Raw genomic sequence first — 26,949 nt, 5'->3', positions numbered from 1 at the left:
AACCACTATCAAATCACATTCAGGACTTTCGTCATGAAAACATTAGGCGAATTCATCGTCGAAAAGCAGCAAGATTTTTCTCATGCCACGGGTGAGCTCACCGCATTGCTTTCCGCTATTAAGCTCGGAGCAAAAATCATTCACCGTGATATCAACAAAGCCGGTTTAGTGGATATTTTAGGGACCAGCGGTGCGTCCAATATCCAAGGCGAAGTTCAGATGAAACTGGACCTGTATGCTAATGAAAAACTCAAAGCAGCATTGAAAGCACGCGGTGAAGTTGCCGGTATCGCTTCCGAGGAAGAAGACGACATCGTTATTTTCGAAGGCGACCGCGCTGAAAATGCAAAATATGTTGTTTTGATGGATCCATTAGACGGTTCTTCAAATATTGATGTAAACGTTTCCGTTGGTACTATCTTCTCTATCTACCACCGTATTACCCCAATCGGCGAACCAGTGACTGAAAAAGATTTCCTGCAACCAGGTCATCGCCAAGTCGCCGCCGGATATGTTGTCTACGGTTCTTCAACTATGTTGGTTTATACCACTGGATGTGGTGTACATGCCTTTACTTATGATCCTTCACTCGGCGTATTCTGTCTTTCTCATGAGAAAGTCCAGTTCCCACCCAAAGGCAATATGTATTCCATCAACGAAGGGAATTACATCAAATTCCCTATGGGAGTGAAGAAATACATTAAATATTGCCAGGAACAGGATGAAGCGACTCAACGTCCTTACACCACACGTTATATTGGCTCATTGGTTGCTGACTTCCATCGCAACCTGCTGAAAGGCGGAATCTACATTTATCCAAGTACCGCTAGTCATCCATCAGGAAAACTGCGACTGCTGTATGAATGCAACCCAATGGCATTTCTGGCTGAACAAGCTGGAGGTAAAGCCAGTGATGGCGCTAATCGGATTCTGGATATCATCCCGTCCAAACTGCATCAGCGCGTGCCTTTCTTTGTTGGCAGTAAATCAATGGTAGAGAAAGCCGAAAGTTTTATGGCTGAATTCCCGGATGAATAATTTCATTTATTAATGACTACTTAAGAGGCGGAACTTCCCGCCTCTTTAACATTGCCGTCAAATAATGACTTTATTATTGCTATCCTCTTTTTCCATTGACCTACAATTTCCATAGAAAAACGAGAAAAAAATATCAAATATCTTATAAAATCAATGTATTAAATTAAGCTACCAACAATACTCTTCAATTAAGCCATCAAAATCTAAAAAATTTTATGCGATCGCCACATTTTTTATATACCATTAACATGGCTACTAAATAACATTTCATAATTTTGCTACACATGGCCTTCTTCAACCCATTGTTATATATAGAATTATGAGTAGTATAAGATGTAGCGCTATTTTGGAATCTTATTTAGCACGAGAGCAACAATCGATACTATCACAGGTATCGTAAAGTAGCTTTCAAATGCAATTGAATTGATACTGAATGTCACTATACTGAGGCTTAAGCTCATGATCATTGCACCATAAATAAGAAATGAAGATGAAATAAAATTACCACTTGGATTTTCGCCTTTAATAAATCTAACAAATGCAATATGTGCCGCACCAAACGTAATACCATGTAACATTGCTGATATAAATATGATCATGAAATTGTCTGAAGCAATCATAGCTCCCCATCGAATAATTGATGCTACTGTAGCAACCAATAATAGGGATTGATAAGATATAGATTGATTGGAAGAAAGCGTTTTAAATATGCCAATTTCTGCAATAATACCAATTATGAAGATCGCCGAAATCTTTACTGAATTGAAGCCTAATCCATGAAAATACGGAGCACCAAACACATAAAAACCAGCATGTGCACCCTGAATTAAAAAGACAATGCTAAATACATAAAGGTGTATTGGTTGAAAATTAGTTAATGAAATATCATAGTATTGATTTTTTAACACTCTCATAGTCATCGTCACACCATATAAATAGCTTTCCATAATACTGATACACCTATGCCTTTTGTTTTCTTTTTGAACAACATTGGTTCTGTAGCCTATCTCATTGATTCTACAGACCACTTGGATGAAAAGGCTGTATATCTTGGTACACAAGGGCTGGTTGGAAGTGGAGCATAATTATGAAAACTTATTTATAGATACCGGCAATACAATTAGTAGTACTAAAATTTCTTTTTGATAATAAGTAAATGAGAAACTAGCAAAAATAATAGAAATAATAAAACCAAGTGAACCAAATAAACGAATCGTTTCATACTGACCACTTTTTAAATCTGAGCCAGTCAACGTTGATTCAGTTACAGGGAGACCAATCGGTAAGAAGAACGCAACAGCAATTAAACATACTATTGAGAGGTAACTGTTTGTCGATATTAATAATAAGATGCACGTTACTACTGTACCACCCGCAAGTAATATCCCAGTTCCTTTAGTACCAAAATGTTTAATCAAGTAGGGATAGAGTGTGAGCAGACCTACAGTACGTGCTAAAAATGATATGCCACTGACTATTCCTGCTATATTTGCATCTAAACCACTTTTTTCAGCAATAACAAAGTAAAAATTGAGAAAAATGGCCCACGCAAAAAAATAGGAGAAACATAATGTTTTTAATGTATTATTCAACATATATAATTATTACCTTACGGACTTGTTTATTAGTCTTACAGCAATATTACAACCATTAGGTTATGATATCGCAGAGTGGGCACAATTTACCAGCTCTATGGTTATCCAATAAGAATACTCTAGCTTATCGATAAAGTATTTTTCATCATTGGAGAAAAACAATGATATAGGTTTAATTGGTTTTACATTCAAATAATCACGAATACGTTAACCAAAAATTCAAATAGAATTCTGAATCGGAAAATGCCTATCACCTGATATTCTCAATCCCACTGTAGCACCAATACTGAATCCAACTAGTATCACCGAAGAATCGACATATTCAAGAGCACATCTTACTTTTTGTGTGTATTTTTCTATTGATGATACACTGTGAAAATATTCATACACTGCATCTTTATCATTTGGAATTTCACTTTCTCTTTCGTAAGGCGAAATAAATGAAACATCACCATCTAAACGTTTTGTAATTAATTCAACATGCTCTGAGATTCCGTAAATATCCGTTAAAAATACAAACTTCATATAATACCCTATTGCCCCAACAATAATACAACTGATGGGGTATAATTATTATTTTACCTTAATACTCATTGACTTAATACCATGGAAGGTTGGATTATGTGACCAATCAGGGCTTTGAATATTGTAGTTAGATTGAATATCTTTAAAGGCACCAAACAACCCTTCTAATATCACATTGAGCTCCATTTGTACAAACGCAGCACCAATACACGCATGATACCCACCACCAAACGCAACATGATTTAACTTTTCTTCTCTTTGAATATTAAACATGTCAGGATATTGGAAAGCTCGCGGATCGCGGTTTGCGGCCCCTAAAAACAGATAAACCGAGTCGTATTTTTTTATAGTTTCTCCGTGCAGTACGATATCCTTGGATGCATGACGAGTGACATATTGAATTGGCCCCTCAAAACGCATTGATTCCATGAGTGCATTATCAAGTAGTGAACTATCTTGTTTAAGTGCTTCCATCTGTTCAGGATGAGTAATCAGGCAATGCAACATATTTGTTAGCATAAATTGCGGAATTTTATGTCCACCGAAAATCAGATGAACAGTTTGAGCCGCTATTTCTGCATCACCTAACATCGCTCCGTCTTCAAATTTCTCAGAATTAGCCAAGCGACTGATGAGATCATTTCGAGGTATATTGCGACGAGATTTAATGGTTTCAAACAGAAAATCAAACATCTCTCTCATGCTCTTTTTAGTAATATCTGAAACTCCTTTGTCTGGTACGCTTGATACCACAAAATTTTGCATAAAATCAGCAATATCATCCGACCATTTGATGAACTTTCCTGCCTCGCTTTCATCTAGACCTAACATTTTGCACAAAATCATCGCAGGTAATGGGTGTGCAATTTCCTCTACAAAGTCAATTTCTGTGCAACCACTATCTGTAATTTTTTGGATCAGTGTATGTGTAATCTTAGCAATTTCAGGCTTGATAATTTCAAGCTCTTTTCTCATAAATGCTTGGTTCATGAACTTTCTAAGGCGTGTGTGAACTGGTCTATCGTTGTAAATCATCCAAGTTGAAATGATGTCGATAATTTCTTTAAAGTGTTCACTTTCACCTTCTTTGAGGTTATCTAATTTTTCCTGAATAAGATGGCTAGTAATCAAATCGTTTGAACGTAATAAGCTTGATACATCCTCGTATCGAGTGATAAACCATGAATTCATTTCCTTAGAAAAATATGCCGGAGCCTCATTTCTCAAACGCTCATATACTGAGTATCTGTCGTTAAGGTATGTATCTCCATACACGCTGAACTGCTCCATTTATTACTCTCCCTTTTAGTAGTATGTTAGTGTTTGTTGCTCAGTTAACGATGAAATCAAATCAACGATATTCCGGACCAATTCACTTTCTTGTCGTCTCTGCATCAATGATTCAAATAAACAAGAGAGTATTTGCCTTGAATACTCATCTTCTTTCATTGCGTATTCGTGTTCGATTAAGAATTGCTTGCTAATTATTACTGCACAGCGGGTGAAATCTTGGAAAGTACTGAGGTTAATATGACCTTTAGAGTTGAAGAAAAATTGGGTAAGTATTGTGGAGGCTATCTGAGTGGTACTCTGATTTATCATTTCGATGATGACTTTGCACACATCCAAATAATCTGTCTTTCGATATGACTCCAAAAGGCTCATACTTCCTCTCTCAGTAACCATATCTTTTATTTTAGTATCCCTATTAGACATACATTGGGGTCACTTATGGCTAAAATGATCCCTATAAACATGCGTGCAGAGCCAAGTCAACATGCTTTATTCTCAAAAGCAGCAGCTTGATAAAACAGCTTTTATTTTAGACATTGCTTGCCGAGAGGCTGAGCATGAAACAATCAAGTTTAATAGCAAAAAATATGGCTAAACAAATTCCAGTGATCGTGTATAGATAGAGAATAGTGCTCATCAGAAACTTGGGACAGGAACAACTTTATTAAAAGTGCTATCCCAATAGACTCTGATTCACTCCTATTAAAAAAATATTACTCCAAAAATTTTGGTATATACAGCATAGTTAACACATCAACCCAAATAGCCTGGAAAATCAGACTTCATCGAAAGATGAGTGAGAACCTGTGCTATCCGTTAGTGACTGCCCCACAGTCGCCAAACTCAGAGACAGCATTTACCAACAAGCTACTTGTCAGAAAAATGGAGAGTACTTTAAAAAATGTTTTGGCTATAATACTCCCCACTCTATTCTGGTTTGAAATAAAGGAAACTTTCATGAGCCTAAACTCAGTACCGGCAGGGAAAGAACTGCCTGAAGACATCTATGTCATTATTGAGATCCCTGCCAACGCAGATCCCATTAAATATGAAGTTGATAAAGAATCCGGTGCGCTGTTTGTAGACCGTTTTATGTCTACCGCAATGTTCTATCCATGTAACTATGGTTACATCAACAATACTCTGTCTCTGGATGGTGACCCAGTTGATGTTCTGGTTCCAACGCCATACCCATTACAACCAGGTGCGGTGATCCGTTGCCGTCCGGTTGGCGTTCTGAAAATGACTGATGAATCAGGTGAAGACGCAAAACTGGTTGCAGTTCCACACAGTAAACTAACCAAAGAATATGATCACATTAAGGATGTGGACGATCTGCCAGAATTACTGCGCGCTCAGATCACTCACTTCTTTGAGCGCTACAAAGATCTGGAAAAAGGTAAGTGGGTCAAAGTTGATGGTTGGGATAATGCCAAAGCGGCTAAAACAGAAATTGTCTCCTCTTTCGAACGTGCTGCTAAGAAATAATCCATCTTTACGTGCATAATTAAAAAACCTCTGTGGAACATCACCGGCAGAGGTTTTTTAATGTCATAATCCCTTTTTATCGTGATAAAAAGGGATTTTTATTTACTCTTCTGCGTGGCGCTTTAACCAGTCACCGCTTTTTATCCGCCGTAAACCGGTTACCGGAAACTGATAAAGATATATCCATGCACTACCATACGGTGTCTGAATCAACTCCCTTACATACTCCCGATAATTATCTTTCAAATCGTCTAATTCTGTCAGAATAGTTGAGTTGATGCGATATACCTCACATTCAATACTCCCGTCACCACGGATTACCGCAGGATAATGCCCAAGGTCATACAGCTCATAGCCTTCGAGCCGATGATCCCCTAACCATTGAGCATCGGTCATCCAGTGATGATTGCCCTGTTTGCGCCGTAAGCTGCCATAAACAATAATTCGCATTTTTAAAACTCAAACTGATAGAGCAAATCCAATGTCTGATCAATACCAGACACTGCTTCCAGATACAATCTAGGCATTAACCTATAGCGTAAGGTTAATGTTGCCAGTGAATCAAATATACCAACACCATACTTAACTTGCAGATCTTTTGTGATCTTGCCGCTAACAACTACCTGTGATTTATCACCAACCCCTTGAGTATCCAGTGCCAAATCGGAAACACCAAATATTTCACCGATTTTACCCACTAACTGACCACTCTGCGCAACCCCCAACCCGATCAACATTGCCGTCATCTGGGAGTTGTCCGAGCCACTGCTCTCCAACCCTTCACCACGCAACAGGTAAGAAAGCGCTTCCTGTTGTGATTTAGCAGGCTCTGAGAAAATTTCCACTTTTGGCTGATCCGCCAAACCGGTAACTCTCACCCCTGCAATAACACGGCCATCCGTTGATTCGGGGTTACGGATAGCCTCAATATTAAGCAATGGTTGATCCGGTGGACCTGAAAACATAATCATCCCTTTACGGACAATCAGATCCTGTCCATAGGCATGGAAACGGCCATCAAGAATATCAACCTGGCCATTCAAACCCAAACCCTGTTCACCCTGAACAGCTTTCAAAGCGCCTCTAAGTTTCGCTTTGAGGCCAAATGCACTGAGTCGAACATCATCGCCTATATGAATCGTCAAGTTACTTTGAATCGGGATTGACGCTTTTTTCACTTCTAACGGCTGAAGATTCTCACCTAATATAATCTCATCCGATGAAGCCTCAACAGCCGATTCGGGTAGTTCTTTAACTGTAATACGCGCCCAGGGAATATCAATGTTACCATCCAATTTCAGCAACTGAGGAGAAGCCTCAAACACCAGAGCAGGGCTGACATCAATTTTCACCATTGGTGGCAAAGTTACCCTCAACTTATCACCGTTAGCGGCAATTCTTGCATGCCACGCATCCAAATTACGCCAGTCAGCATCACCATTCAGGTTAAATTGCCCCTTCGGGGTTTTGATAACACCATCAAGATTGGAACGTATTCCATCAAAATTTACACCAAGTTGCCCTTGAGTAATATCAAATGGAATCCAATGACCCGAAGCTTGCAGTGCGCTCAGGCTTAACCGACCAAACAGTAATGGATTTTTAGCATTTCCGCCCAGACGCAGGTTAGCGTTCAAATGACCTTCTGCCTTATCCCCTTTTCCAAGAATCGGTTCGATCAACGCCAGTGAAATATCCTGAATACCTACATTGCCTGATAGTTTGCGACGCCCTTCAAGATCAGCAACCTGTACCGCACCGTTAAACTGACCATTTCCCATAATGTTAAACAGCCAATTCAGCTCTGCGGCTCCATTCTTCAAGCCTGCATTGAGTGTCAGGGTTTGAAAATCTACAGGTAATGCGATGCCATCAATCACTTGCTTAACCTGCACCGCATCACCACGCAGATTAACGTTGGCCTGAGGCAATCCACCTCCAGCACTCCATTTAACATCAGCATTACCACTGAATACACCTTTCAAATGTGTTTCAGGCCCCAATAATGATTGAATCATAGCAAGATCAAAACGATCAAGAGCAATAGATGCACTACCGTTGGCACCCGCTTCAATGGGTTTCGGTACGCAGAGCTGCGCATGTGGATTCAACCAACAATGAGTACCCACAGTGACTTTCTGCTGCTGATTGAAATAATCAATAGTAATAGCTTTGGTTAAACGCCATTCGCCAACCGGGGTATCAAAACGGGTATTATTAATATCGCCTTTCCATCGTTGTTGCTTGCGATCAAAACTACCATTAAGCGCAAGTTGACCGGCAACTGGCTCACCATCGACCTTCAGTTGCAAATTATGCTGTTTTTCATTGCCCTTAGCATTCAACGTCAAACTACGAACGATTAAATCAGCCTGTTTCAACTGACCGATTTTGATAGCAAGATCGCCCTGGATCTGCGCAGCAGAACGTACATCTCCCTTCACATTAACACTATCAATGCGCAAATCCTGCCATTTCAACCCATTAGCATTCAGATCAGCCAGAATTTGAGGCGCTTGCATATTACCACGCAGTTTCAGCGTCCCATTAACGACACCTCCAAGCCCCGGTAATAAGCCATCCAGCCTCGGTGCTCTGATATCGCCATCAAGTTGCCACTGTTTGAACAACTGTCCCTGGAGATTGATTTTATTACGCCCTAAAGCCAGCTCAAATTGAGGAATATTCCACTGACCAGCCGCATTACCCGAAATCTTACCCCTGGCTTTTATCAAGTTCTGTTTTACATTACCATCAAGTGCGATTTCTGGGATTCGGAGCTGCCAGCTACCACCGTGCAAACTGCCACGAGTCACCATTTTTCCATCTATTTCGGCTGGCCATTCCGGCCACTGTTTAGCAGTATTGATTCCAGAGAGTGTCAACACCGCATTCCAACTTACCGCCTTACTCCAATCTGCCACACCGACCAGTTCAGCCCTTCCCTGCAAGGCAGACAAGCGCAAGCGGGTCAACTTAAAGCGTTCTTCATTACCTTTAGCATCCAACACCAATAATGCCGGTGGCATTTCATTACCTTTAATGCCTGAACGCAACGACAAATCATAACCACTCGTTTTACCATTCAGGCGCATTTTTACATTATCAAGCTGATATTCAGGCTCTCCCGTCAAAGGCCAACTCAGTTGCTGGCTTTCAAGCGTCATACGCACTGGCAAACCGGCCTTAGCCAGTTCCGCCTGGGCATCAATTTTAGCTTTGACAGGGCCAGACAAATTCAGAATTAAGTTGAGTTGCTCTAGCAAGGCTCCATTAAGCTTCAAGTCAACTTTTTGCCCTTGAATCTCTTGCTGATCTATCTCACCTTTTATTGACAGCTTTACCGGCCATTGCTGTGCCAAAGTCGCGGAACCATGAACGGCTAAAGAACCTTCCGGTGCCTTTACATTCAATTTATCGAGCTGAATCTGCTGCCCCTGATTACTCAGTTGCAGTAATAAGTCATTGATTATGATATTGGTATCACCGGTCAGCCGTAATTGCTTACCACTGATCTCTTCAACAGTAATATCCAGTGGAATAGGCACTTCAGGTAACGTTGCCAGTAGCGGCTGAGAGAACACTGTTTTCAGGATTTCTCCCAACGACTTTTCCGGTTCAACTTTCCGCTTTGCTTTCTCTGCTGCTTCCGCTGTTTTCAATTGCTCAGGAGTCGTTTTTGGCAATCCCACCAGCAATCCATTGATTTTTGTTGGCTTAAGAATTAACGCCTTTTGCTGCCACTTAGCTGCGGTCCTGAATTCATCAAGGGCAAATACCCTATCATCTACAGTGACCACGGCATTTTTAATGGATAGCAAGTTAAGTAAAATCGGATACGGCGTCTCTAATTCAGTCAGAGGCTCTGATTCTGACGATGACTCTCTCGCAGGTGGCAATTGTTTGGTATTAATCACCACTTTTACGCCTTCTGTCGTCAATGCATTAATACATAACTGACTGTTTTTCAGACAAGAAAGACGCAGCGAAAGATGGAGTTGATTCACATTAACATCAACACCGGGCATCTGATACCTGACACCTTTCAGGGTCAAATCACGCCAGCCACCACTGACATTGGCAATATCCAGCCCCGGTACCCAACGGATGGCACTGTTAATCATAGTATGCAGGCCAGATTGCGTTCCTACCAATCCGGCAACAGTAATAACCAACAGCGTAATAATCAGCAAAAAAGCAATACTGACCTTCTTAATCCATCTCATAATTCAGATCCTAACCCGATGTAAAACTGGATATTACGGGATTCTGAATCCCCTATTGGCCTGGCAAGGTCAAACTTAATGGGTCCGACAGGAGAAGCCCAACGCACACCAACACCTGCGCCGGTCTTAAAATTGCTCCTTCTAACATCATTGACTGCTTCACCGGTATCGACAAAAACAGCACCCCACCAATCACCCGTTACGTTATATTGATACTCAAGCGAACCCACGATCAACATGGATGCCCCGGTCAATTTTCCTTTATCGTCTTTAGGAGAAATTTTCTGATATTGGTAACCACGGACACTGCGATCACCACCGGCAAAGAAACGTAAATCAGGAGGGACTTTCTGGAACTCATTGGTTTCTATCCAACCCAAATTACCCCGGGCAACAAAACGATGGTTATCCCAGTAAGTTCTGATCCAAACGTTTTGCGCCTGTAATACCAGGAAATCCACATCAGAGCCCCAAAGGGTATCAGAAACATCAATGGAATAACGCTGGCTATCGCCCCAATAAGGCATCGTACCCCCACGCTGACGGATACGACTCACGTTCGCTCCCGGATACAACAACATAGCAGTATTCGTGACATTGGCTTGAGTAAAGTGGCTGAGGCTCCAGCGCATATTGATCCCATACTGCCAACCAGTTGAAAGATCCCAGTTACGGGAAAGGTTCACCGTCGCGGTATCTGATACGGTATCGTTGACATCCTTACGTTTATAACCCGTCTGCAACGCATAATATTGCTCCAGCGGGTTCGTTTTCAGCGGCATTTTATAGGTAGCATCAATCACCTGTTCAGGTGCAGAAAGGTTGATACTCGTGCCAAGGCTATGCCCACGGGAATTCAGCCATGGTTTTGTCCACTTAGCTTTTACCCGTGGCCCAACATCTGTTCCATAACCCCCACCTAGTTCAACATAGTTTTTGGAACGTGGTGTTAATACCGCATCAAGAGGGAGAGTCTTATTACCACTCTTTCTGGCAGCATTAAAATCAGGTGTCACTAGTGCTGAATTAAACCAGCCAGTTTCTGCCAGCCGCCGGTTGAATTCCGCCAATTGTTCCGAGGTATAAAAATCCCCTTCTTTGAACGGCACCAAGTGACTCAGATAATCTTCACGAATTTGTGAACCACGATAATATATCTGACCAAAGTGATAACGCTCACCGCTATTAAAATTAAAATCCCAGAATGCCTCATGCCGCTCTTTAGCAACACCCAATTGGCTCTTTTTCATTACGGCGTCAAAATAACCTTTTCTAATAGCAAGCCCGGTCAGAGAACCTTTAAAGCTTTCATAGCCGCCATGATTAAGAATTGTCCCCTTTTTTGGACTTTTGCTTTTAACAAGTTTGGCATAATCTCCATCTGTTTTAGCCCCACCTTCCAAAACAACATTAACACTGGCAATCCGTATAGGTTCACCGGCGGTGACTTTTGCTGTTAATACCGGACGAGCGGGGGGCCTATTTTCCTGATAGGTAAATTCGATAATGGGTTCATAATAACCAAGGGGACGCAGACCTTCCCTAATCGCTTTATCTACACGAGAGCGGAAACGACCATCCGCCGCAACTTCGTCAGTACTGATGGTGGAAAGATGAACTCGGGCATTTTTTTCTAAACTGCCGGTTAATCCTTCTATTTTCAGGCGAAGACTAGCACTATGAGCGATGGGAGTTGCGATAGACACACAAAGAAAACATAAAATGGGGTATCTCGACACGCGAACTCCTAACCTAATCGGAATAATTTAACTATAATAAAATTAATCTTGAATAAAGCTTATAATATATACAATCTATCAATATCTGAAAACTTAATAATTACAGGAGGGAATTGTGTCAACTTCAGCTAGTGAAACCCCATCTATTGATTCTCAAAGTACATTACCAGAAAGAGCTGAACCACTTAAGATTTCACCTAACCATACTGTCACCAATCATGCAATAGAGCCTGTTCCAGCCAATATGGAAGTTGCCTATTTTGGTATGGGATGCTTCTGGGGCGTAGAACGGCTGTTTTGGCAACAATCTGATATTTACACGACCTCTGTGGGTTACAGCGGTGGTACAACACCAAATCCAACTTATGAAGAAGTCTGTAGCGGCCTGACCGGTCACGCCGAGGTTGTCAGAATTGTTTATAATCCGGCAAAAAATAGTTACGAAAACCTGTTAAAACTTTTCTGGGAAAACCACGACCCGGCTCAAGGAATGCGTCAGGGAGGGGATATTGGTACTCAGTATCGTTCCGCGATTTATACTGTGTCACCTCAGCAACATGAACTGGCATTAGCCAGCCGTGAACGCTTCCAAAAAGCCATGCAACAACAAGAAGATAACCGACCTGTTACAACCGAGATCACAGAAGCAGGGCCATTCTATTTTGCTGAAGACTATCACCAACAGTATCTGTTTAAAAATCCTGAGGGGTATTGCGGGTTAGGCGGTATTGGCATTTGCCTACCACAAATGAGCAAAAACTAGCCGACTCATCCAAACTGATGTTATAATTAACACACTAATCAATAGCTTTCTAAGTATTTATTGCAACTTTTTATTTTATATGATTTTTATTGTTTCCTCCGGTGTTCTTTCAACAATAACCTACCCAATCACCGGAGGTAAAACACGGATACCTTATGCTAAACAGTCTATTAGTGGTGCTTTTACTGTGCGCGATCAGCGCCTTTTTTTCGTTATCTGAAATTTCTCTTGCTGCCTCAAGGCGAATCAAATTAAAACTGATGACAGATGAAGGTAATGTCAACGCAGCTCATGTCCTCAAATTACAAGAATCTCCAGGGATGTTTTTTACCGTTGTGCAAATCGGCCTGAACGCAGTCGCCATTTTGGCAGGTGTTGTCGGTGAATCGGCATTCTCTCCTTCACTAAAAGCTTTTTTCATTCAATTTATGCGACCAGAATGGGCAGAACAACTCGGCTTTATCTGTTCATTCATCATTGTGACCAGTACATTTATTTTGCTTGCTGACCTGACACCAAAGCGTATCGGTATGATCAAACCAGAAGCTGTCGCGGTGAAAATCGTTAATCCAATGCGTTTCTGTCTGGCAATTTTCCGCCCATTAGTTTGGTTATTTAATGGACTGGCTGATCTTATCTTTAAGATCTTTAAAATTCCGATGGCGCGTAATGAGGACATCACATCTGACGATATTTTCGCGGTTGTGGAAGCAGGAGCTATTGCTGGTATCCTGCGTAAACAAGAGCATGAACTGATTGAAAACGTATTCGAGCTCGAATCCCGTACCGTTCCTTCTGCCATGACCTCACGGGAAAGCGTCGTCTACTTTGATAAGAATGAAAGCGAAGAAAGTATCAAACAACAGGTTTCCACCCAACCACATTCCAAGTATCTGATATGTGACGGAGATATTGATCATGTTATCGGTTATGTGGATTCCAAGGATCTGCTTAACCAAGTCCTGAGTGGCCAGAGCCTGAGCTTCAATAAAGGCGTCCAGATCCGCAACGCGCTGATCATTCCAGATACCTTAACGCTTTCAGATGCCTTGGAAAGCTTTAAAGCTGCCGGTGAAGATTTCGCTATTATCCTGAATGAATATGCGCTGGTCATGGGTGTGATTACCCTCAATGATGTTATGACTACCCTGATGGGTGATTTGGTTGGTCAGGGTCAAGAAGAGCAGATTGTCGTCCGGGACGAAAATTCATGGCTGGTTGAAGGCGGAACACCGATTGATGATGTACAGCGAGTACTGGATATTGATGATTTCCCTGATTCCAGTAACTACGAAACCATTGCAGGCTTTATGATGTTCCGATTGAGGAAAATTCCAAAACGTACTGATTCGGTCAAGTTTGCGGGTTATAAGTTTGAAGTTGTCGATATTGATAACTACAAAATCGATCAGCTATTAGTCACAAAAATCACTGACACCCTCATCACGGCTCCCGCTCATAATCCAACCATCTGTGATGATAAATAAAAACGACCTGTTTTGAACTGAGGTCGTTTAATCTTCTCATATTAAGCGCCACTTACCGTGGCGCAGATTATTCAGTATGCTGCTCGCGGCTATTCTCGTTATCTATCCTATTTCGGCCTGCAAACGTAGCACCTGCTGATTAACTTCACTCATCACACTGAAATGGCGTTTGTCTCTCACCTTCGGCGGTAAAATCTTGCCGCAGTCGAATTCAAAAGCCCCCATATCTTTAATGTATAAACGTCCACGGAATAAAGTTTTAACGTAGAGAGCAATTTTCAGTGGGTTATATCGGTGAAAAATTTTCATCTCTGCTTTTTTCCTCCTATGCTTCTTACGGTTACGTTTGGTGCACCAACTCCATACACCACACCGCTATGTAGAATAGTAGACTGAGTTTATCGGATTTTGTTCCCCTATTTTTAGTTTTATGCACTGAATTTACATAAAATGACAGATATTTAGATATGCATAATTATGTAAATTTATCTCTTACTTAATGTTAAAAAATTGATCTTCTTTAAAGAGATAAATCAACTGATAACCGCTATGCTAAAGACCCGTGCATCGTCACATTCACTTACAAAGGAAAAATTATGATCAAGAATTTTATGTTATATGCTGCGCTACTTTGTTCTCCTGTTCTGGCATTCGCTCACAACATTAACCTGGAACAAAATGTTCCTGCAGTCAGTGTTTATGATAAAGGTGAGTTGTTACTCAACAATAATAAGTTTAGCTACCAAAATTGGGATAGTGGAAAATTGATCGGAAAAGTGAGAGTCATACAACATATTGCAGGTCGTAGTGCAGCGAAAGAACTGAATGCTCCACTGATAGAAGAAATAAAACGTGCTGATTTTTCAAAAGAAAAATACCAAACAACCACCATCATCAATGTTAGTGATGCCATATTTGGTACCGGGCCATTTGTCCGCAGCAGTATTGAAGACAGTAAAAAAGAGTTTCCTTGGTCCCAGTTTATCGCTGACAGCAATGGTGTAGTCAAAAAAACCTGGCAGTTGGAACCCAAAAATTCTGCCATTATTGTCCTAGATAAAAACGGCGTAGCGAAGTTTGCCAAAGAAGGTAAGCTAAACAGCAACGAAATCAAACAGGTAATTGAATTGGTACGTAAAGAATTACAGTAATAACATCAGTGGTGATAACGACTTGCGGATATGTTTCGGTTTGCCCTTATCACCACAACCCTACTGAAAAGCAACTTATTTAACGTCAGCTTTGCTTAAGAGCAGCAATTTCAGGATCACGTAAATTCAAGCTCGGCTTGCGACAAGTCTCGTGACCACACCGACTCAACATCACATTAACATGAAATAAAAACCTTCAGGAATAATTGTAATGATTACCATTCTCACATTAATATAATACCGTGATTATTAACTTTTGATATTATAAAGCTATGTCTGACTACATTGTTGTTTCCGCTGAGCTGACGCTTGAATCGTTTTACGGCGCGCATCACGGCTGGCTGAAAAACTGGCTCACGCCCAAACTGCAATCGTCCTTTGACGCCGACGACGTAGCGCAGGATACCTTCCTGCGCGTGATAACCAATGATTCGCTACAGACAATTCGCGACCCAAAATCCTTCCTCTGCACTATCGCCAAAAGGGTGATGATCGATCTGTTTCGCCGCAACGCTCTGGAAAAAGCCTATCTGGAACTGCTTGCGCAACAGCCCGAGGCGCTTATACCTTCGCCAGAAATTCGTCAGTGTCAGCTTGAGACGCTCCAACAAATCGACCAGATGATCGATGGCCTGAGCAACAAAATACGCCAAGCGTTTTTACTGTCTCAGCTTGAAAGTCTGACCTACAGCGACATCGCTTCACGTCTTAATGTGTCTGTCAGTTCCGTGAAAAAATATATGGCCAAAGCCACCGAGCATTGCTTGTTGTTTCGCCTGGAGCATGGACTCTGATATGAATACCACATTAACCAATTCTCGTCTCCAGGCCCTAAAATCAGCATCACACTGGTATGCAATACTGAGTAGCGATCAAGCAAGCCCACGGCAAACCGAAAAATGGCAACGTTGGTACGAACAGCATCAGGATAATCAGTGGGCGTGGCAACAGGTGGAAAATCTGCGTAACCAGATGCTTGTGGTGCCAGGCAATGTGGCAAGCCGTACACTTCAGGAAACACACCTGTCACGCCGCAGAATGATGAAAAGCGTGCTGTTGCTACTAGGGGTTGGCGGTATCTGGCAACTGTGGCATTCAGAAACAGGGGAGGGTTTGCGAGCCGGTTACCGTACTGCTAAAGGGGACATTCAGCAGCATCAACTGAGCGATGGCACACTGCTTACACTCAATACTGACAGCGCAGTAGATGTCCGTTTTGACCCTCAGCAACGTCTGGTGCATCTCTGGTATGGCGAAATTGCCATCACCACCGGGCACGATGCCGGAACAAGGTTATTGCGCGTACAAACTCGCCAGGCACAGCTGACCGCGTTGGGTACCCAATTTACGGTTCGTCAGGAAGACAACACCACGCTAGTTAGCGTGCAACAGTATGCCGTAGAAGTGATACTGACCGGCACTGACCGCAAATATATTGTGCGTCAGGGTGAAAGCTTAAGATTCAGCGCCACCGATTTTAGTGAACTGACAACGGCAATCGCCGAAGACAACGCGTGGACGCAGGGTATATTAAGCTTCAGCGACAAGCCACTGAGTGAAGTGATCGCGACCCTCGCCCGCTATCGCAACGGCGTATTACGCTGTGACCCAACTGTCTCCTCACTACGGTTAAGCGGCACTTTCCCGATAAAAAATACCGATACGGTATTAACCGTCATAGAAAAAACACTTCCCGTTAAGATTCAATACATTACTCGTTACTGGGTGAATGTTCTGCCCGGATAAAAATCATTAACGTAAAAATAATCATTTTCGATTGTCCCTTTTTGCCTCTTCATTCGACTTATAAGTGAATACAGCAACAAAATGATTATGGAGACGTTATGACGCCTTTACGTGCACGGCCACTGCGCGCGTTTCACAAAACAACACCGCTGGTAATGGCGATTCATTTAAGCCTGTTACCGGTAGCTTGCCTAACCTCGGGGATCACGTATGCTTCGGTGACGCCAGCTAGCGCACACTATGACATTAATGCAGGCGAACTGGATAAAGTTCTCAATCAATATTCCACCCGCTCGGGTATTACCCTTTCGGTAGATGCCAGCTTAACGCGCGGCAAACAGAGTCGCGGTCTACATGGCGATTATTCCATCACCGATGGACTGAACACCTTACTGGCCGGTACTGATTTACAGGCGAAAACGTTGGGTGATAACACGTTCACGCTCGAACTCACGTCTGTCACACAAAAAGATTCGATGACCGTGATAGGCGACTGGCTGGGCGATGCTCGTGAAACTGACGTGTTTGAACATGCAGGCGCACGCGATGTTATCCGCCGCGAAGATTTTGCTAAAACAGGCGCAACAACAATGCGTGAAGTGCTAAACCGCATTCCTGGCGTCAGCGCACCGGAAAACAACGGTACCGGCAGCCACGACCTGGCGATGAACTTCGGCATTCGTGGCCTGAACCCGCGTCTTGCCAGCCGCTCTACGGTTCTGATGGATGGCGTTCCGGTACCCTTCGCGCCTTACGGCCAGCCACAGCTATCGTTGGCGCCAGTATCTCTCGGCAACATGGACGCAGTAGACGTAGTACGCGGCGGCGGCGCTGTGCGCTATGGACCACAAAGCGTAGGTGGTGTGGTGAATTTTGTGACTCGCGCTATCCCACAGGATTTTGGTATTGAGGCAAGCGTGGAAGGCCAGCTTGGCCCCACATCTTCACAAAATAATCCAAAAGAAACCCATAATCTGATGATTGGAGGTACGGCAAATAACGGTTTCGGCACGGCGCTTCTCTACTCCGGTACACGTGGCAGCGACTGGCGCGAACACAGCGCCACGCACATTGACGACATGATGCTCAAAAGCCGCTATGCACCCAATGAAGTGCACACCTTCAACAGCCTGCTGCAATATTATGATGGCAGTGCGGATATGCCCGGAGGTCTTTCACGCGCCAATTACGATGCCAATCGCTGGCAATCCACTCGCCCATATGATCGCTTCTGGGGCCGCCGTCAGCTCGCAAGCTTCAGCTATCAGTATCAGCCCGACCAGCAGCACAAATTCAATATTCAGAGCTTATATACCCATACCTTGCGCAGCGGTTATCTCGAGCAGGGCAAACGCATCACCCTTTCCCCACGGGAATACTGGGTGCGCAGCATCGAACCGCGCTATAGCCAGCTCTTCAATTTAGGGCCTTCAGCCCATGAAGTAGGGATTGGCTACCGTTACGTGAATGAATCCAGTCACGAAATGCGTTACTACACCGCCACCAGCAGCGGCGAATTACCCAGCACATCGAGCCCTTATGACCGTAATACCCGCTCTGGCACCGAGGCTCATGCTTGGTACATTGACGACCGCATTGATATCGGCAACTGGACCATCACTCCAGGGGTACGATTCGAACACATCAAATCCATCCAAAACAACAACCTGAAAGGCACCCGCCAAGAAGTAAGCTACAATGCGCCGCTGCCTGCACTCAACGTTCTTTATCACGTTACTGACAGCTGGAATCTTTATGCCAATACAGAAAGCTCATTCGGGACCGTACAGTACAGCCAGATTGGTAAGGCTGTGCGGAGCGGCAATGTAGAACCGGAAAAAGCGCGCACCTGGGAAGTCGGAACCCGCTACGACGACGGCGCTCTGACTGCGGAAATGGGGCTGTTCCTGATTAACTTCAACAATCAATACGACTCCAACCAGACTAACGATACTGTTACGGCACGTGGGAAAACCCGGCACACTGGGCTGGAAACTCAGGCACGTTACAATCTTTCCGAGCTTACGCCTAAATTGGAGAACATTTCGGTTTACGCCAACTACACATATGTGAACGCGGAAATTCGTGAAAAAGGCGAGACCTACGGGAATCAAGTGCCGTTCTCACCGAAACATAAAGGTACACTTGGTATGGATTACAAACCTGGCAACTGGACCTTCAACCTCAACAGCGAATTCCAATCCAGCCAGTTTGCTGATAACGCTAACACAGTACAGGAAAGTGCCGATGGCAGCACCGGCCGCATTCCGGGCTTTATGCTGTGGGATGCGCGCATGGCATATGACTTCGGCCCACAAATGGCCAATCTGACTCTAGCCTTTGGGGTGAAAAACATTTTCGACCGCGAGTATTACACCCGTTCCTATGATGATAACAATAAAGGCATCTACGCCGGGCAGCCGCGCATATTCTATATGCAAGGCTCGCTGAAGTTCTGATGCTACGTTAACCCTTTCGCCGGGCCATTGCCCGGCTTTATTATTTTGTAGTGGTCCACTAATTTAGGACACATTATTAGCCTTTTTCCAGTATTCCTCTTTCTCTACCGGGGCAGCGCCATCATTAAAAGTGGTGAGGACGAATCAAACCCTGGCTACAGTACCAGCCACCAGGCGCCCCTGATGGAACGTTGCCTGACGAGTAGGCAGACGTGCCACCGCCTCAGCAGAACAACTCGCTGTCACCAGGACAAAGTCAGCTTTATCACCCACCTGAGGCCAAATACGCTGGCCTTGGTCGTTAAGCGGCAACACACCACCGGTAGCAATAGCCATAGAGCGGGAAAGATGAAACTCATCTGAACCATGGTACAATTGCGCATACAAATTAGCTTTCTCCAACATGTCACCAGTGCCGAATGGCGACCAGTGATCAATCACACTGTCAGTACCAGTCATGATAAACACCCCTTTGGCACTGAGTTGCGGTAACGGCATCATCAGGCTGCCGATCAGTACTGTGGAGGCAATAGTGATTTGCTGTTCCACTAAACGGGAAGCAGTTTCTACCAATTTGCCCTCATCCAACGTGGTCAAAGCGAACGTATTTTCCAGAATAGAAAAGATGTATAGATGAATTTTTGACAATATTATTACCGCATTGTTACAAACTCTTCCGCCGCAGTCGGATGAATTGCAACCGTGTTATCAAAATCTTTCTTAGTTGCTCCCATCTTCAATGCAACAGCGAAACCTTGCAGTATTTCATCCATTCCGAAACCAATACCATGAATGCCAACAATCTTCTCTTCCGGCCCGACACACACCAGTTTCATCCGACATGGCTGACGATGTTGAGTGACAGCGGTATACATCGCAGTGAAAGAAGATTGATAAGTTTTCACCTGATCTTCACCAAACTGCTCTTTTGCCTGAGGTTCAGTCAGACCGACAGTACCAATCGGCGGATGGCTGAATACAACAGTTGGAATATTACTGTAATCCAGATATTCTTCCGGCTTATTATTAAACAAGCGCTCGGACAAACGACGACCTGCTGCAACCGCAACAGGCGTTAATTCCACCGCACCAGTGTTATCACCTACTGCATAAATACCTTTCACATTGGTGTTCTGGTACTTATCAACCTTGATGTAGCCTTTTTCGTTCAGCTCAACAGCAGTTACAGACAGATTCAGATTATCCGTTGCCGGTTCACGGCCAATAGCCCAGATCAAAGTATCAACGGTTTGTTCTTTGCCATTTTGCAGTTGCAAAGTCAGGCTACCATCCACATTTTTAATCACTGCTTTCGGCACAGATTCAGTATGCAAAGTGGGTCCTTCGGTATTGATAACTTCCAAAAGTGTTTCAACAATCATCGGATCGAAAGTACGCAAAGGTGCATGTTGACGCACAAACAGATGGGTTTCACTGCCAAGTGCGTGCAATACGCCAGCGATTTCCACCGCAATATAACCCGCACCAACAACCGCAACCCGTTTTGGCATCTCTCCCAGTTCAAAAAAACCATCAGAATCAATACCATATTCCGCGCCTGGTACATCAGGACGTACAGGACGCCCACCCGTCGCAATCAAAATATGATCTGCGGTTATTTTCTCTCCATTCACTTCAACGGTGTGTGCATCAACAAAATGGGCGAAACCCTGGATCACATCAACTTTATTATTACCCAAACCACGTTCATAAGATTGATGGATACGATCAATATAAGCAGTACGGCTGACAATCAGTGTCTTCCAGTCAAAGCGGTTGACAGTGGTATCAAAGCCGTAATCCGGCCCGTACTGGTGGATAGATTCAGCAATTTGCGCCGCATGCCACATCACCTTTTTCGGCACACATCCCACATTAACGCAAGTTCCCCCTAATGCTTTAGCCTCAATCAGGGCACATTTTTGCCCATACATAGCCGCACGGTTAATTGACGCAATGCCACCGCTGCCACCACCAATTGCTATATAGTTGTAATGTTTGCTCATTTGGATCGTTTCCATCTAATCAGTGTAAAGGGTCAATACCCGATAGCCTATTATGGCAAAAAGTATCAATCAGTTGTGATGGTTCTGGCTCTCACTGCCATTGCTGAAAATTATTCTGGTGCAATCCATTTAACCAATGTGTGGCCTGTTCCTTCCGGCACCAGAACTTTGTGTAACCACGGCAACACCGATTTCATCTGCTGTTCCAGCTTCCAGGGGGGATTAATTACGATCATGCCAGAAGCGGTCATCCCCCGTTGATCACTATCAGGCCGGACAGCCAGCTCAATTTGCAAAATGCGGCGAATGCCCGTTGCTTCCAGATCTCTAACCAGACGTTTGATCTGCTGGCGTAATACCACCGGATACCACAACGCATAAACACCTGTGGCAAAACGCTTATAACCTTCCTCAATTGCCTGAATAACCGCCTGATAATCAGATTTCAACTCATAAGGAGGATCAATAAGGATAAATCCACGGCGACTTTGTGGCGGCAATTGTGATTTTAATTGCTGATAACCATCTTCACGCACAACCCTAGAGCGGTTATCACGGGAGAATTCATTACGTAATAAAGGATAGTCACTCGGATGCAGTTCAGTCAGATTAAGCTTATCATTCTGCCGCAATAAATGGCGGGCGATTAGAGGCGATCCCGGATAATAACGTAAATTACTACTCTGATTCAGTGCAGTTACTGCACTCATATAAACTTTTAATTCTTGTGGTAGATCCTCACGCTGCCAGACGCGGGCAATCCCCTCCAGATACTCACCAGTACGTTCAGCGCGTTCACCACTGAGTTGATAGCGGCCAGCACCAGCATGAGTATCTAAATAGAGAAAAGGTTTTTCCTTTTCTTTAAGAGATTCAATGATCAGGCTTTGTACAGTGTGTTTCAGTACATCGGCATGATTACCGGCGTGAAAGCTGTGACGATAACTTAGCATTAGGTTTTAGATCCCAGAGCAGAGAATAGATTACTTGCCAGTATGGAATACCTGACAACTAAAAACCCATCCCAGTAGATGGGACAGATGGTAAGGCATCATTATAGCCCCATTAGCGATAAAAATGGCAGGATCCTGGATATCAAACTCAGAAAAGCAATCTTGTCATATCTATTAACGTTTAGGATAGGTAAAACATTTTGTCAGGATAAAATATGATATTTAAGAAAGTGCTGCTACCTGTGTTCTCACTGCCAATCATAAGAAATTATTATATACCGTAAATACGCAAGATTTCATGTTGATGCTTATCGAATCTCCAGCTTAGAACAAGCACTGAAAAATGTTAACATCCACTGTAACCAGGAAAAATAGCTAAAGTAAAAGCATAAAAAGATGACTGAGTGTTATCGGAAACATTTAGTAAAATCGTTAAATAATACGTGTAAAAAATAGAGAAAGAAAAAGAATAAAATAAACTGAAAGAAATTGAAGGTAGTTATTAATAATCCTTAATTTTAATAAAACAACTAAGTTTTTCAGCCAATGAAACGATATTCCATTGGCTGAATGATTATATTACCTATCAGGCAACAATAGGTGCGCGCCAATCATCTGCGCCAGAAGTACCTGCGGTTGTATGTTCCCAGTTAATCTTACGATAAGACAGAGAAACACGAACCAACTGAGTAAATTCAGATTTTGTTGAATCCTGACAATGCGGCATTTTGCAATCAATGTCGATAATAGTGGCATCTTCCAACTGAGTTGTGAAGAAATGCTCTTGTTTTCCTTCAACAGAAGTGCGGTACCATTTCAATTCCACATTCGTCAGCATTTCACCAGAAGCCAATGCGTTATAAAGCAATGGAACCGATTTATTTAATGCAACTGTAAAACGGAATGGTTTATGAGCACGCTGACCAGAAGGCTGACCTGATTGAGGATCAGTTGGTACGGTAACTACATGATCAAATGCCTGAACCAGCATTTCATCTTCGTGCCCCTGAACATAAATATTACCCACTGACTCAGCAGTGAATGAACCAGCGGTAATATTACCCTGGGTTTTTCCAGTGATGGAAATATAACACGGAGTTGGCATAAAAATATCCTTTAAGAAATTGTGTCAACATATTTAAGGTAGCGATCATATTAATTTCCATAGTAACTATTTCATTTTGAAAAAAATCACTTACAAATGTATGAACGCTGAAATGAATAATAAATACCAAACAGCTCATTTCAAAATAAAATCTAAATTGCAAAATTGTTTGCCCATCACCAGCAAACATAAATATTACAATTAATGCTATTTTAATAAAATAATATTGTTTTTTATAAATAAAAAGAATAATTAACTGATAACAATAATTCCCCTTAGCAGACAAATAACATATCCACATGAAATATAAAGATTTAAATAAAGTCAAGAAAAATTGTTTCTTGGTCAATTGAAAATTGATGAATAGATCAAAATCACCCACCTAATTAATAACGTAAATAATATTTGCAATGTGAAACTAACTCCAAGATGTAAACAGAAATACACTTGGAAACACTTTGTTACACAATGAAACAAAAAATCACTAAAAATTTATAAATACCCAGAAAAATAGCTGCTAATATTACTATATTGGGGGACTTGACAAAGAAATTGCTTAAGAAAAGATCAAAGCGTAAATTATTGCAAAATATAATAAAATCATCAAAAGGCCGAATAGAGGGGTATATCTGCCTATGTTTTATCTTTACAATAAAAAAACAAAATGCGACACTCTGCTTTGCAGAGCTGTCTATATTGATGCTATTGCTCGATGAGTAAGAATATTCTGAATCCGTATTTATCTATATACTCGTACAAGTCGGCTTACTACCCAATTCAATGCAGTCAATCCTCCGTTTCATTAAATCAGGAGGGATTTTTATGTTATCCAACACATAATAGGTAGGTATCAGGGGCAACTCTCTCATCAATATTGTTATCAAATAATTCCTAATTGCCGAAATTGTATTACCCGAAGGATTTTAATATGAGTAAAAATAGCCCAGGCAGTGTAGCACCGAAGGAAAGGATTAATATAAAATACGTTCCTAATACCGGTGATCAAGTAGCTGAAATCGAATTACCACTTAATTTACTTATTGTCGGTGATCTTAAAGGGACGAAAGAAGATACGCCAATTGAAGAACGTCAAGCTGTTTCTGTGCACAAAAATAATTTTAATTCTGTGATGAATGAAGCAAACATCAATCTCACATTTAGCGTCCCTAATCGTCTCAATGATGATAGTGGAGATGACCTGCCAATTAACCTGGAAATAAAATCACTAAACGATTTTTCACCCGATAACGTGGCAAAGAAAGTTCCTGAATTAAATAAACTTTTGGAACTGCGTGAAGCACTTGTCGCACTCAAAGGGCCGTTAGGAAATATTCCGGCGTTCCGCACCCGTTTACAAGAATTACTGGGTGATGAAAAAGTCCGCGAACAACTTCTAAAAGAGCTTGAAATCGTCAATCAAAAGTAATTGACTGAAAAGGAGTTTTTAACATGTCCTTGCATGAAGAGAGCAGTACAACATTAGCCCCAGGGTCCACCACCTCTTTGCTTGACGAGATTATGTCTCAGGCAAGAATGACGCCGGAAAATGACGGCTACCACATAGCAAAACAAGGTGTTGCGGCTTTTATCAGCAGCATTTTGGATACAGGCTCTAACGAAGAACCTATCAACAAGCTTGTCGTTGATAGAATGATTGTTGAACTTGATAAAACACTGAGCACTCAAGTCGATGAAATCATGCACGCCAAAGAGTTCCAAGAGCTGGAATCATCATGGCGTTCACTGAAATTGTTGGTTGATCGCACAGATTTCCGTGAAAACATCAAAATCAACATCATCCATGCCACCAAAGAAGAATTACTGGAAGATTTTGAATTCTCACCAGAAATCATCCAGTCAGGCTTATACAAGCATGTTTACTCAACAGGTTATGGCCAGTTTGGCGGTGAACCGGTGGCCGCAGTTATCGGTAACTACGCGTTTAGCAATAGCTCACCCGATATCAAACTGATGCAATACGTCAGCGCGGTTGGTGCAATGGCTCATGCGCCATTCCTCTCCTCTGTCGCGCCTGATTTCTTTGGCATTAGCAGCTTTACCGAACTGCCAGCAATTAAAGATCTGAAATCCGTCTTTGAAGGCCCTGCTCACACCAAATGGCGTGCTCTGCGCGAATCTGAGGATTCACGTTATCTCGGCTTGACAACACCACGATTCCTGCTGCGTCTGCCATATTCAACTATTGAAAACCCAATTAAAAACTTTAACTATCAGGAAGATGTCAGCAAAGATCACGAACATTTCCTGTGGGGCAACACTGCGTATCTGCTGGCATCCTGCCTGACTGACAGCTTCGCCAAATATCGCTGGTGCCCGAACATTATCGGCCCGCAAAGCGGCGGTACTGTCAGCGATCTACCCGTTCACCTGTTCGAAGCAATGGGACAAATCCAGGCCAAGATTCCAACAGAAGTTCTGGTTACTGATCGCCGTGAGTTCGAATTGGCTGAAGAAGGTTTTATCACCCTGACAATGCGTAAAGGCAGTGATAACGCTGCATTCTTCTCTGCCAACTCAGTTCAGAAGCCAAAAGTATTCCCGAACACCCGCGAAGGGAAAATGGCTGAAACCAACTACAAACTGGGTACTCAACTGCCCTATATGTTCATCATCAACCGTCTTGCACACTACATCAAAGTGTTGCAGCGCGAGCAGATTGGTTCCTGGAAAGAGCGTCAGGATCTGGAGCGTGAACTGAACACCTGGCTGAAACAGTACATCGCCGATCAGGAAAATCCACCAACAGATGTCCGCAGCCGTCGCCCGCTGCGTTCTGCCCAAATTCAGGTTTTGGATGTGGAAGGAGATCCAGGCTGGTATCAGGTGGCAATGCAAGTTCGCCCTCATTTCAAATACATGGGAGCCAGCTTTGAGTTGTCATTGGTAGGGCGTTTGGATAAGGAGTAATGAGTCATGGCTGCGCTGTACAGTTGGAATAGAGAGGGCTCTGCCAGCTTGTTTGAGCGTATTCAGGGGAAGAACTCCGGTTCTTCCCGCCAGTCAAGAATGCGTGAGCTACTCAACTCCATCAGACGGCACCTGAATAATGTTCTCAATACCCATCCGGGGGCTTGTCAGAGTGCGGTAGATCTTGGCGTTATTGATCTCAATGACGCCACAACCACCGCAACTGACTTTAAGCAAAGTATTGAACAGGCAATAGAACATTGCATTAGAAGTTATGAACCAAGAATATCGTCAGTCTCTGTCAGTGCAATCCACGATGATAGTGACCCGCTGCTGTTGAGTTTTCACATCAGTGCCCAGGTATCCCTGGATGATATTCATGATGTGGTTGAATTTAACATTCAACTGGATAACAACCGGCGTTATTGCCTAGAGCGGACTCAGTAA

The 26,949-nt window shown here is 42.9% G+C and carries 20 protein-coding genes and 2 pseudogenes; 11 read left to right on the top strand and 11 right to left on the bottom strand.

Annotation, left to right across the window (positions count from 1 at the left end):
* The first annotated feature begins 33 nt into the window (after nucleotides 1-33).
* Nucleotides 34-1,038 carry a class 1 fructose-bisphosphatase gene (gene fbp / locus VY86_RS10240; protein WP_046974863.1) on the top strand — a complete coding sequence of 335 codons (1,005 nt, stop codon included), beginning with the start codon at nucleotides 34-36 and terminating at the stop codon, nucleotides 1,036-1,038.
* 341 nt (nucleotides 1,039-1,379) lie between these two features.
* On the opposite strand, the pseudogene VY86_RS26295 reads toward fbp, so the two are convergent.
* From VY86_RS26295 to VY86_RS10220, 3 genes and pseudogenes are all read right to left on the bottom strand, one after another.
* A pseudogene (locus VY86_RS26295) lies at nucleotides 1,380-2,633 on the bottom strand (MFS transporter).
* Nucleotides 2,634-2,852: 219 nt separating this feature from the next.
* The gene (locus VY86_RS10225; RefSeq protein WP_046974860.1) at nucleotides 2,853-3,158 is read right to left on the bottom strand and encodes a hypothetical protein; all 306 of its coding nucleotides are present in this window, start codon (nucleotides 3,156-3,158) and stop codon (nucleotides 2,853-2,855) included.
* Between the two features lie 48 nt (nucleotides 3,159-3,206).
* Nucleotides 3,207-4,448, bottom strand: coding sequence for a cytochrome P450 (locus tag VY86_RS10220; RefSeq protein ID WP_046974859.1), 1,242 nt, complete (start codon nucleotides 4,446-4,448; stop codon nucleotides 3,207-3,209).
* A 960-nt stretch (nucleotides 4,449-5,408) separates the two neighbouring features.
* On the opposite strand from VY86_RS10220, the gene ppa reads away from it, so the two are divergent.
* Entirely contained in the window at nucleotides 5,409-5,939 is a 531-nt protein-coding gene (gene ppa / locus VY86_RS10210) for an inorganic diphosphatase (protein WP_046974857.1), read from the top strand.
* A 102-nt stretch (nucleotides 5,940-6,041) separates the two neighbouring features.
* Here the strand turns inward: ppa and VY86_RS10205 are convergent, their stop codons facing one another.
* The 3 genes from VY86_RS10205 to tamA are packed head-to-tail and all read right to left on the bottom strand — an operon-like array spanning nucleotide 6,042 to nucleotide 11,904.
* A complete protein-coding gene (locus VY86_RS10205; RefSeq protein ID WP_046974856.1) occupies nucleotides 6,042-6,389 on the bottom strand; it encodes a gamma-glutamylcyclotransferase family protein in 348 nt (115 codons plus the stop codon).
* Between the two features lie 2 nt (nucleotides 6,390-6,391).
* Nucleotides 6,392-10,165: an autotransporter assembly complex protein TamB gene (gene tamB / locus VY86_RS10200; protein WP_046974855.1), complete on the bottom strand. Its 3,774-nt coding sequence runs from the start codon at nucleotides 10,163-10,165 to the stop codon at nucleotides 6,392-6,394.
* Complete coding sequence (gene tamA / locus VY86_RS10195) at nucleotides 10,162-11,904, bottom strand: autotransporter assembly complex protein TamA (RefSeq protein ID WP_046974854.1); 1,743 nt, start codon at nucleotides 11,902-11,904, stop codon at nucleotides 10,162-10,164. Before tamA ends, tamB begins: the two co-directional genes overlap by 4 nt.
* Nucleotides 11,905-12,019: 115 nt before the next feature.
* On the opposite strand from tamA, the gene msrA reads away from it, so the two are divergent.
* Both msrA and paeA read left to right on the top strand, forming a co-directional pair.
* Nucleotides 12,020-12,667: a peptide-methionine (S)-S-oxide reductase MsrA gene (gene msrA, locus VY86_RS10190; protein ID WP_046974853.1), complete on the top strand. Its 648-nt coding sequence runs from the start codon at nucleotides 12,020-12,022 to the stop codon at nucleotides 12,665-12,667.
* A 155-nt stretch (nucleotides 12,668-12,822) separates the two neighbouring features.
* On the top strand, nucleotides 12,823-14,154 hold the full coding sequence (gene paeA, locus VY86_RS10185) for a polyamine export protein PaeA (RefSeq protein WP_046974852.1): 1,332 nt from the start codon (nucleotides 12,823-12,825) through the stop codon (nucleotides 14,152-14,154).
* Between the two features lie 102 nt (nucleotides 14,155-14,256).
* On the opposite strand, the gene VY86_RS10180 is transcribed toward paeA, so the two are convergent.
* On the bottom strand, nucleotides 14,257-14,463 hold the full coding sequence (locus VY86_RS10180) for a DUF1107 domain-containing protein (protein WP_011148633.1): 207 nt from the start codon (nucleotides 14,461-14,463) through the stop codon (nucleotides 14,257-14,259).
* Nucleotides 14,464-14,750: 287 nt separating this feature from the next.
* Between VY86_RS10180 and VY86_RS10175 the strand changes: the two genes are divergently transcribed.
* The 4 genes from VY86_RS10175 (at nucleotide 14,751) to fecA (ending at nucleotide 19,510) form a co-directional block, all read left to right on the top strand.
* Nucleotides 14,751-15,305 (top strand): YtfJ family protein, encoded by a 555-nt coding sequence (locus tag VY86_RS10175; protein WP_046974851.1) that lies wholly within the window; start codon nucleotides 14,751-14,753, stop codon nucleotides 15,303-15,305.
* A 272-nt stretch (nucleotides 15,306-15,577) separates the two neighbouring features.
* Nucleotides 15,578-16,099 carry a ferric citrate uptake sigma factor FecI gene (gene fecI, locus VY86_RS10170; protein ID WP_046974850.1) on the top strand — a complete coding sequence of 174 codons (522 nt, stop codon included), beginning with the start codon at nucleotides 15,578-15,580 and terminating at the stop codon, nucleotides 16,097-16,099.
* 1 nt (nucleotide 16,100) lies between these two features.
* Nucleotides 16,101-17,051, top strand: coding sequence for a ferric citrate uptake sigma factor regulator FecR (fecR, locus tag VY86_RS10165; protein ID WP_046974849.1), 951 nt, complete (start codon nucleotides 16,101-16,103; stop codon nucleotides 17,049-17,051).
* 98 nt (nucleotides 17,052-17,149) lie between these two features.
* Nucleotides 17,150-19,510 (top strand): TonB-dependent Fe(3+) dicitrate receptor FecA, encoded by a 2,361-nt coding sequence (gene fecA / locus VY86_RS10160; protein ID WP_046974848.1) that lies wholly within the window; start codon nucleotides 17,150-17,152, stop codon nucleotides 19,508-19,510.
* Between the two features lie 144 nt (nucleotides 19,511-19,654).
* On the opposite strand, the pseudogene VY86_RS10155 reads toward fecA, so the two are convergent.
* The 4 genes and pseudogenes from VY86_RS10155 to VY86_RS10140 form a co-directional block, all read right to left on the bottom strand.
* Nucleotides 19,655-20,125, bottom strand: a pseudogene (locus VY86_RS10155) (amidohydrolase family protein); the annotation flags it as partial.
* A gap of 38 nt (nucleotides 20,126-20,163) precedes the next feature.
* Nucleotides 20,164-21,516: a glutathione-disulfide reductase gene (gene gorA / locus VY86_RS10150; RefSeq protein ID WP_158019940.1), complete on the bottom strand. Its 1,353-nt coding sequence runs from the start codon at nucleotides 21,514-21,516 to the stop codon at nucleotides 20,164-20,166.
* Nucleotides 21,517-21,626: 110 nt separating this feature from the next.
* Nucleotides 21,627-22,469, bottom strand: a complete 843-nt coding sequence (locus VY86_RS10145) for a 23S rRNA (adenine(2030)-N(6))-methyltransferase RlmJ (RefSeq protein ID WP_046974845.1) — start codon at nucleotides 22,467-22,469, stop codon at nucleotides 21,627-21,629.
* A gap of 586 nt (nucleotides 22,470-23,055) precedes the next feature.
* On the bottom strand, nucleotides 23,056-23,574 hold the full coding sequence (locus tag VY86_RS10140) for an Hcp family type VI secretion system effector (protein ID WP_021323277.1): 519 nt from the start codon (nucleotides 23,572-23,574) through the stop codon (nucleotides 23,056-23,058).
* 928 nt (nucleotides 23,575-24,502) lie between these two features.
* On the opposite strand from VY86_RS10140, the gene tssB reads away from it, so the two are divergent.
* The 3 genes from tssB to tssE are packed head-to-tail and all read left to right on the top strand — an operon-like array spanning nucleotide 24,503 to nucleotide 26,949.
* A complete protein-coding gene (gene tssB, locus VY86_RS10130; RefSeq protein WP_046974843.1) occupies nucleotides 24,503-25,000 on the top strand; it encodes a type VI secretion system contractile sheath small subunit in 498 nt (165 codons plus the stop codon).
* Nucleotides 25,001-25,023: 23 nt separating this feature from the next.
* Nucleotides 25,024-26,502 (top strand): type VI secretion system contractile sheath large subunit, encoded by a 1,479-nt coding sequence (tssC, locus tag VY86_RS10125; RefSeq protein WP_021323275.1) that lies wholly within the window; start codon nucleotides 25,024-25,026, stop codon nucleotides 26,500-26,502.
* Between the two features lie 6 nt (nucleotides 26,503-26,508).
* A complete protein-coding gene (tssE, locus tag VY86_RS10120; RefSeq protein WP_046974842.1) occupies nucleotides 26,509-26,949 on the top strand; it encodes a type VI secretion system baseplate subunit TssE in 441 nt (146 codons plus the stop codon).

This window comes from Photorhabdus thracensis (assembly GCF_001010285.1).
Taxonomy (GTDB): Bacteria; Pseudomonadota; Gammaproteobacteria; order Enterobacterales; family Enterobacteriaceae; genus Photorhabdus; species Photorhabdus temperata.
The sequence above is the reverse complement of the archived record's forward strand: the minus strand, read 5'-3'. Positions and strand labels throughout refer to the sequence as shown.

Excerpts from the sequence above, each read along its gene's own strand:
- fbp (WP_046974863.1), top strand. The coding sequence starts at position 34 with ATGAAAACATTAGGCGAATTCATCGTCGAAAAGCAGCAAGATTTTTCT.
- VY86_RS10225 (WP_046974860.1), bottom strand. The coding sequence starts at position 3,158 with ATGAAGTTTGTATTTTTAACGGATATTTACGGAATCTCAGAGCATGTT.
- VY86_RS10220 (WP_046974859.1), bottom strand. The coding sequence starts at position 4,448 with ATGGAGCAGTTCAGCGTGTATGGAGATACATACCTTAACGACAGATAC.
- ppa (WP_046974857.1), top strand. The coding sequence starts at position 5,409 with ATGAGCCTAAACTCAGTACCGGCAGGGAAAGAACTGCCTGAAGACATC.
- VY86_RS10205 (WP_046974856.1), bottom strand. The coding sequence starts at position 6,389 with ATGCGAATTATTGTTTATGGCAGCTTACGGCGCAAACAGGGCAATCAT.
- tamB (WP_046974855.1), bottom strand. The coding sequence starts at position 10,165 with ATGAGATGGATTAAGAAGGTCAGTATTGCTTTTTTGCTGATTATTACG.
- paeA (WP_046974852.1), top strand. The coding sequence starts at position 12,823 with ATGCTAAACAGTCTATTAGTGGTGCTTTTACTGTGCGCGATCAGCGCC.
- VY86_RS10180 (WP_011148633.1), bottom strand. The coding sequence starts at position 14,463 with ATGAAAATTTTTCACCGATATAACCCACTGAAAATTGCTCTCTACGTT.
- VY86_RS10175 (WP_046974851.1), top strand. The coding sequence starts at position 14,751 with ATGATCAAGAATTTTATGTTATATGCTGCGCTACTTTGTTCTCCTGTT.
- fecI (WP_046974850.1), top strand. The coding sequence starts at position 15,578 with ATGTCTGACTACATTGTTGTTTCCGCTGAGCTGACGCTTGAATCGTTT.
- fecR (WP_046974849.1), top strand. The coding sequence starts at position 16,101 with ATGAATACCACATTAACCAATTCTCGTCTCCAGGCCCTAAAATCAGCA.
- fecA (WP_046974848.1), top strand. The coding sequence starts at position 17,150 with ATGACGCCTTTACGTGCACGGCCACTGCGCGCGTTTCACAAAACAACA.
- gorA (WP_158019940.1), bottom strand. The coding sequence starts at position 21,516 with ATGAGCAAACATTACAACTATATAGCAATTGGTGGTGGCAGCGGTGGC.
- VY86_RS10145 (WP_046974845.1), bottom strand. The coding sequence starts at position 22,469 with ATGCTAAGTTATCGTCACAGCTTTCACGCCGGTAATCATGCCGATGTA.
- VY86_RS10140 (WP_021323277.1), bottom strand. The coding sequence starts at position 23,574 with ATGCCAACTCCGTGTTATATTTCCATCACTGGAAAAACCCAGGGTAAT.
- tssB (WP_046974843.1), top strand. The coding sequence starts at position 24,503 with ATGAGTAAAAATAGCCCAGGCAGTGTAGCACCGAAGGAAAGGATTAAT.
- tssC (WP_021323275.1), top strand. The coding sequence starts at position 25,024 with ATGTCCTTGCATGAAGAGAGCAGTACAACATTAGCCCCAGGGTCCACC.
- tssE (WP_046974842.1), top strand. The coding sequence starts at position 26,509 with ATGGCTGCGCTGTACAGTTGGAATAGAGAGGGCTCTGCCAGCTTGTTT.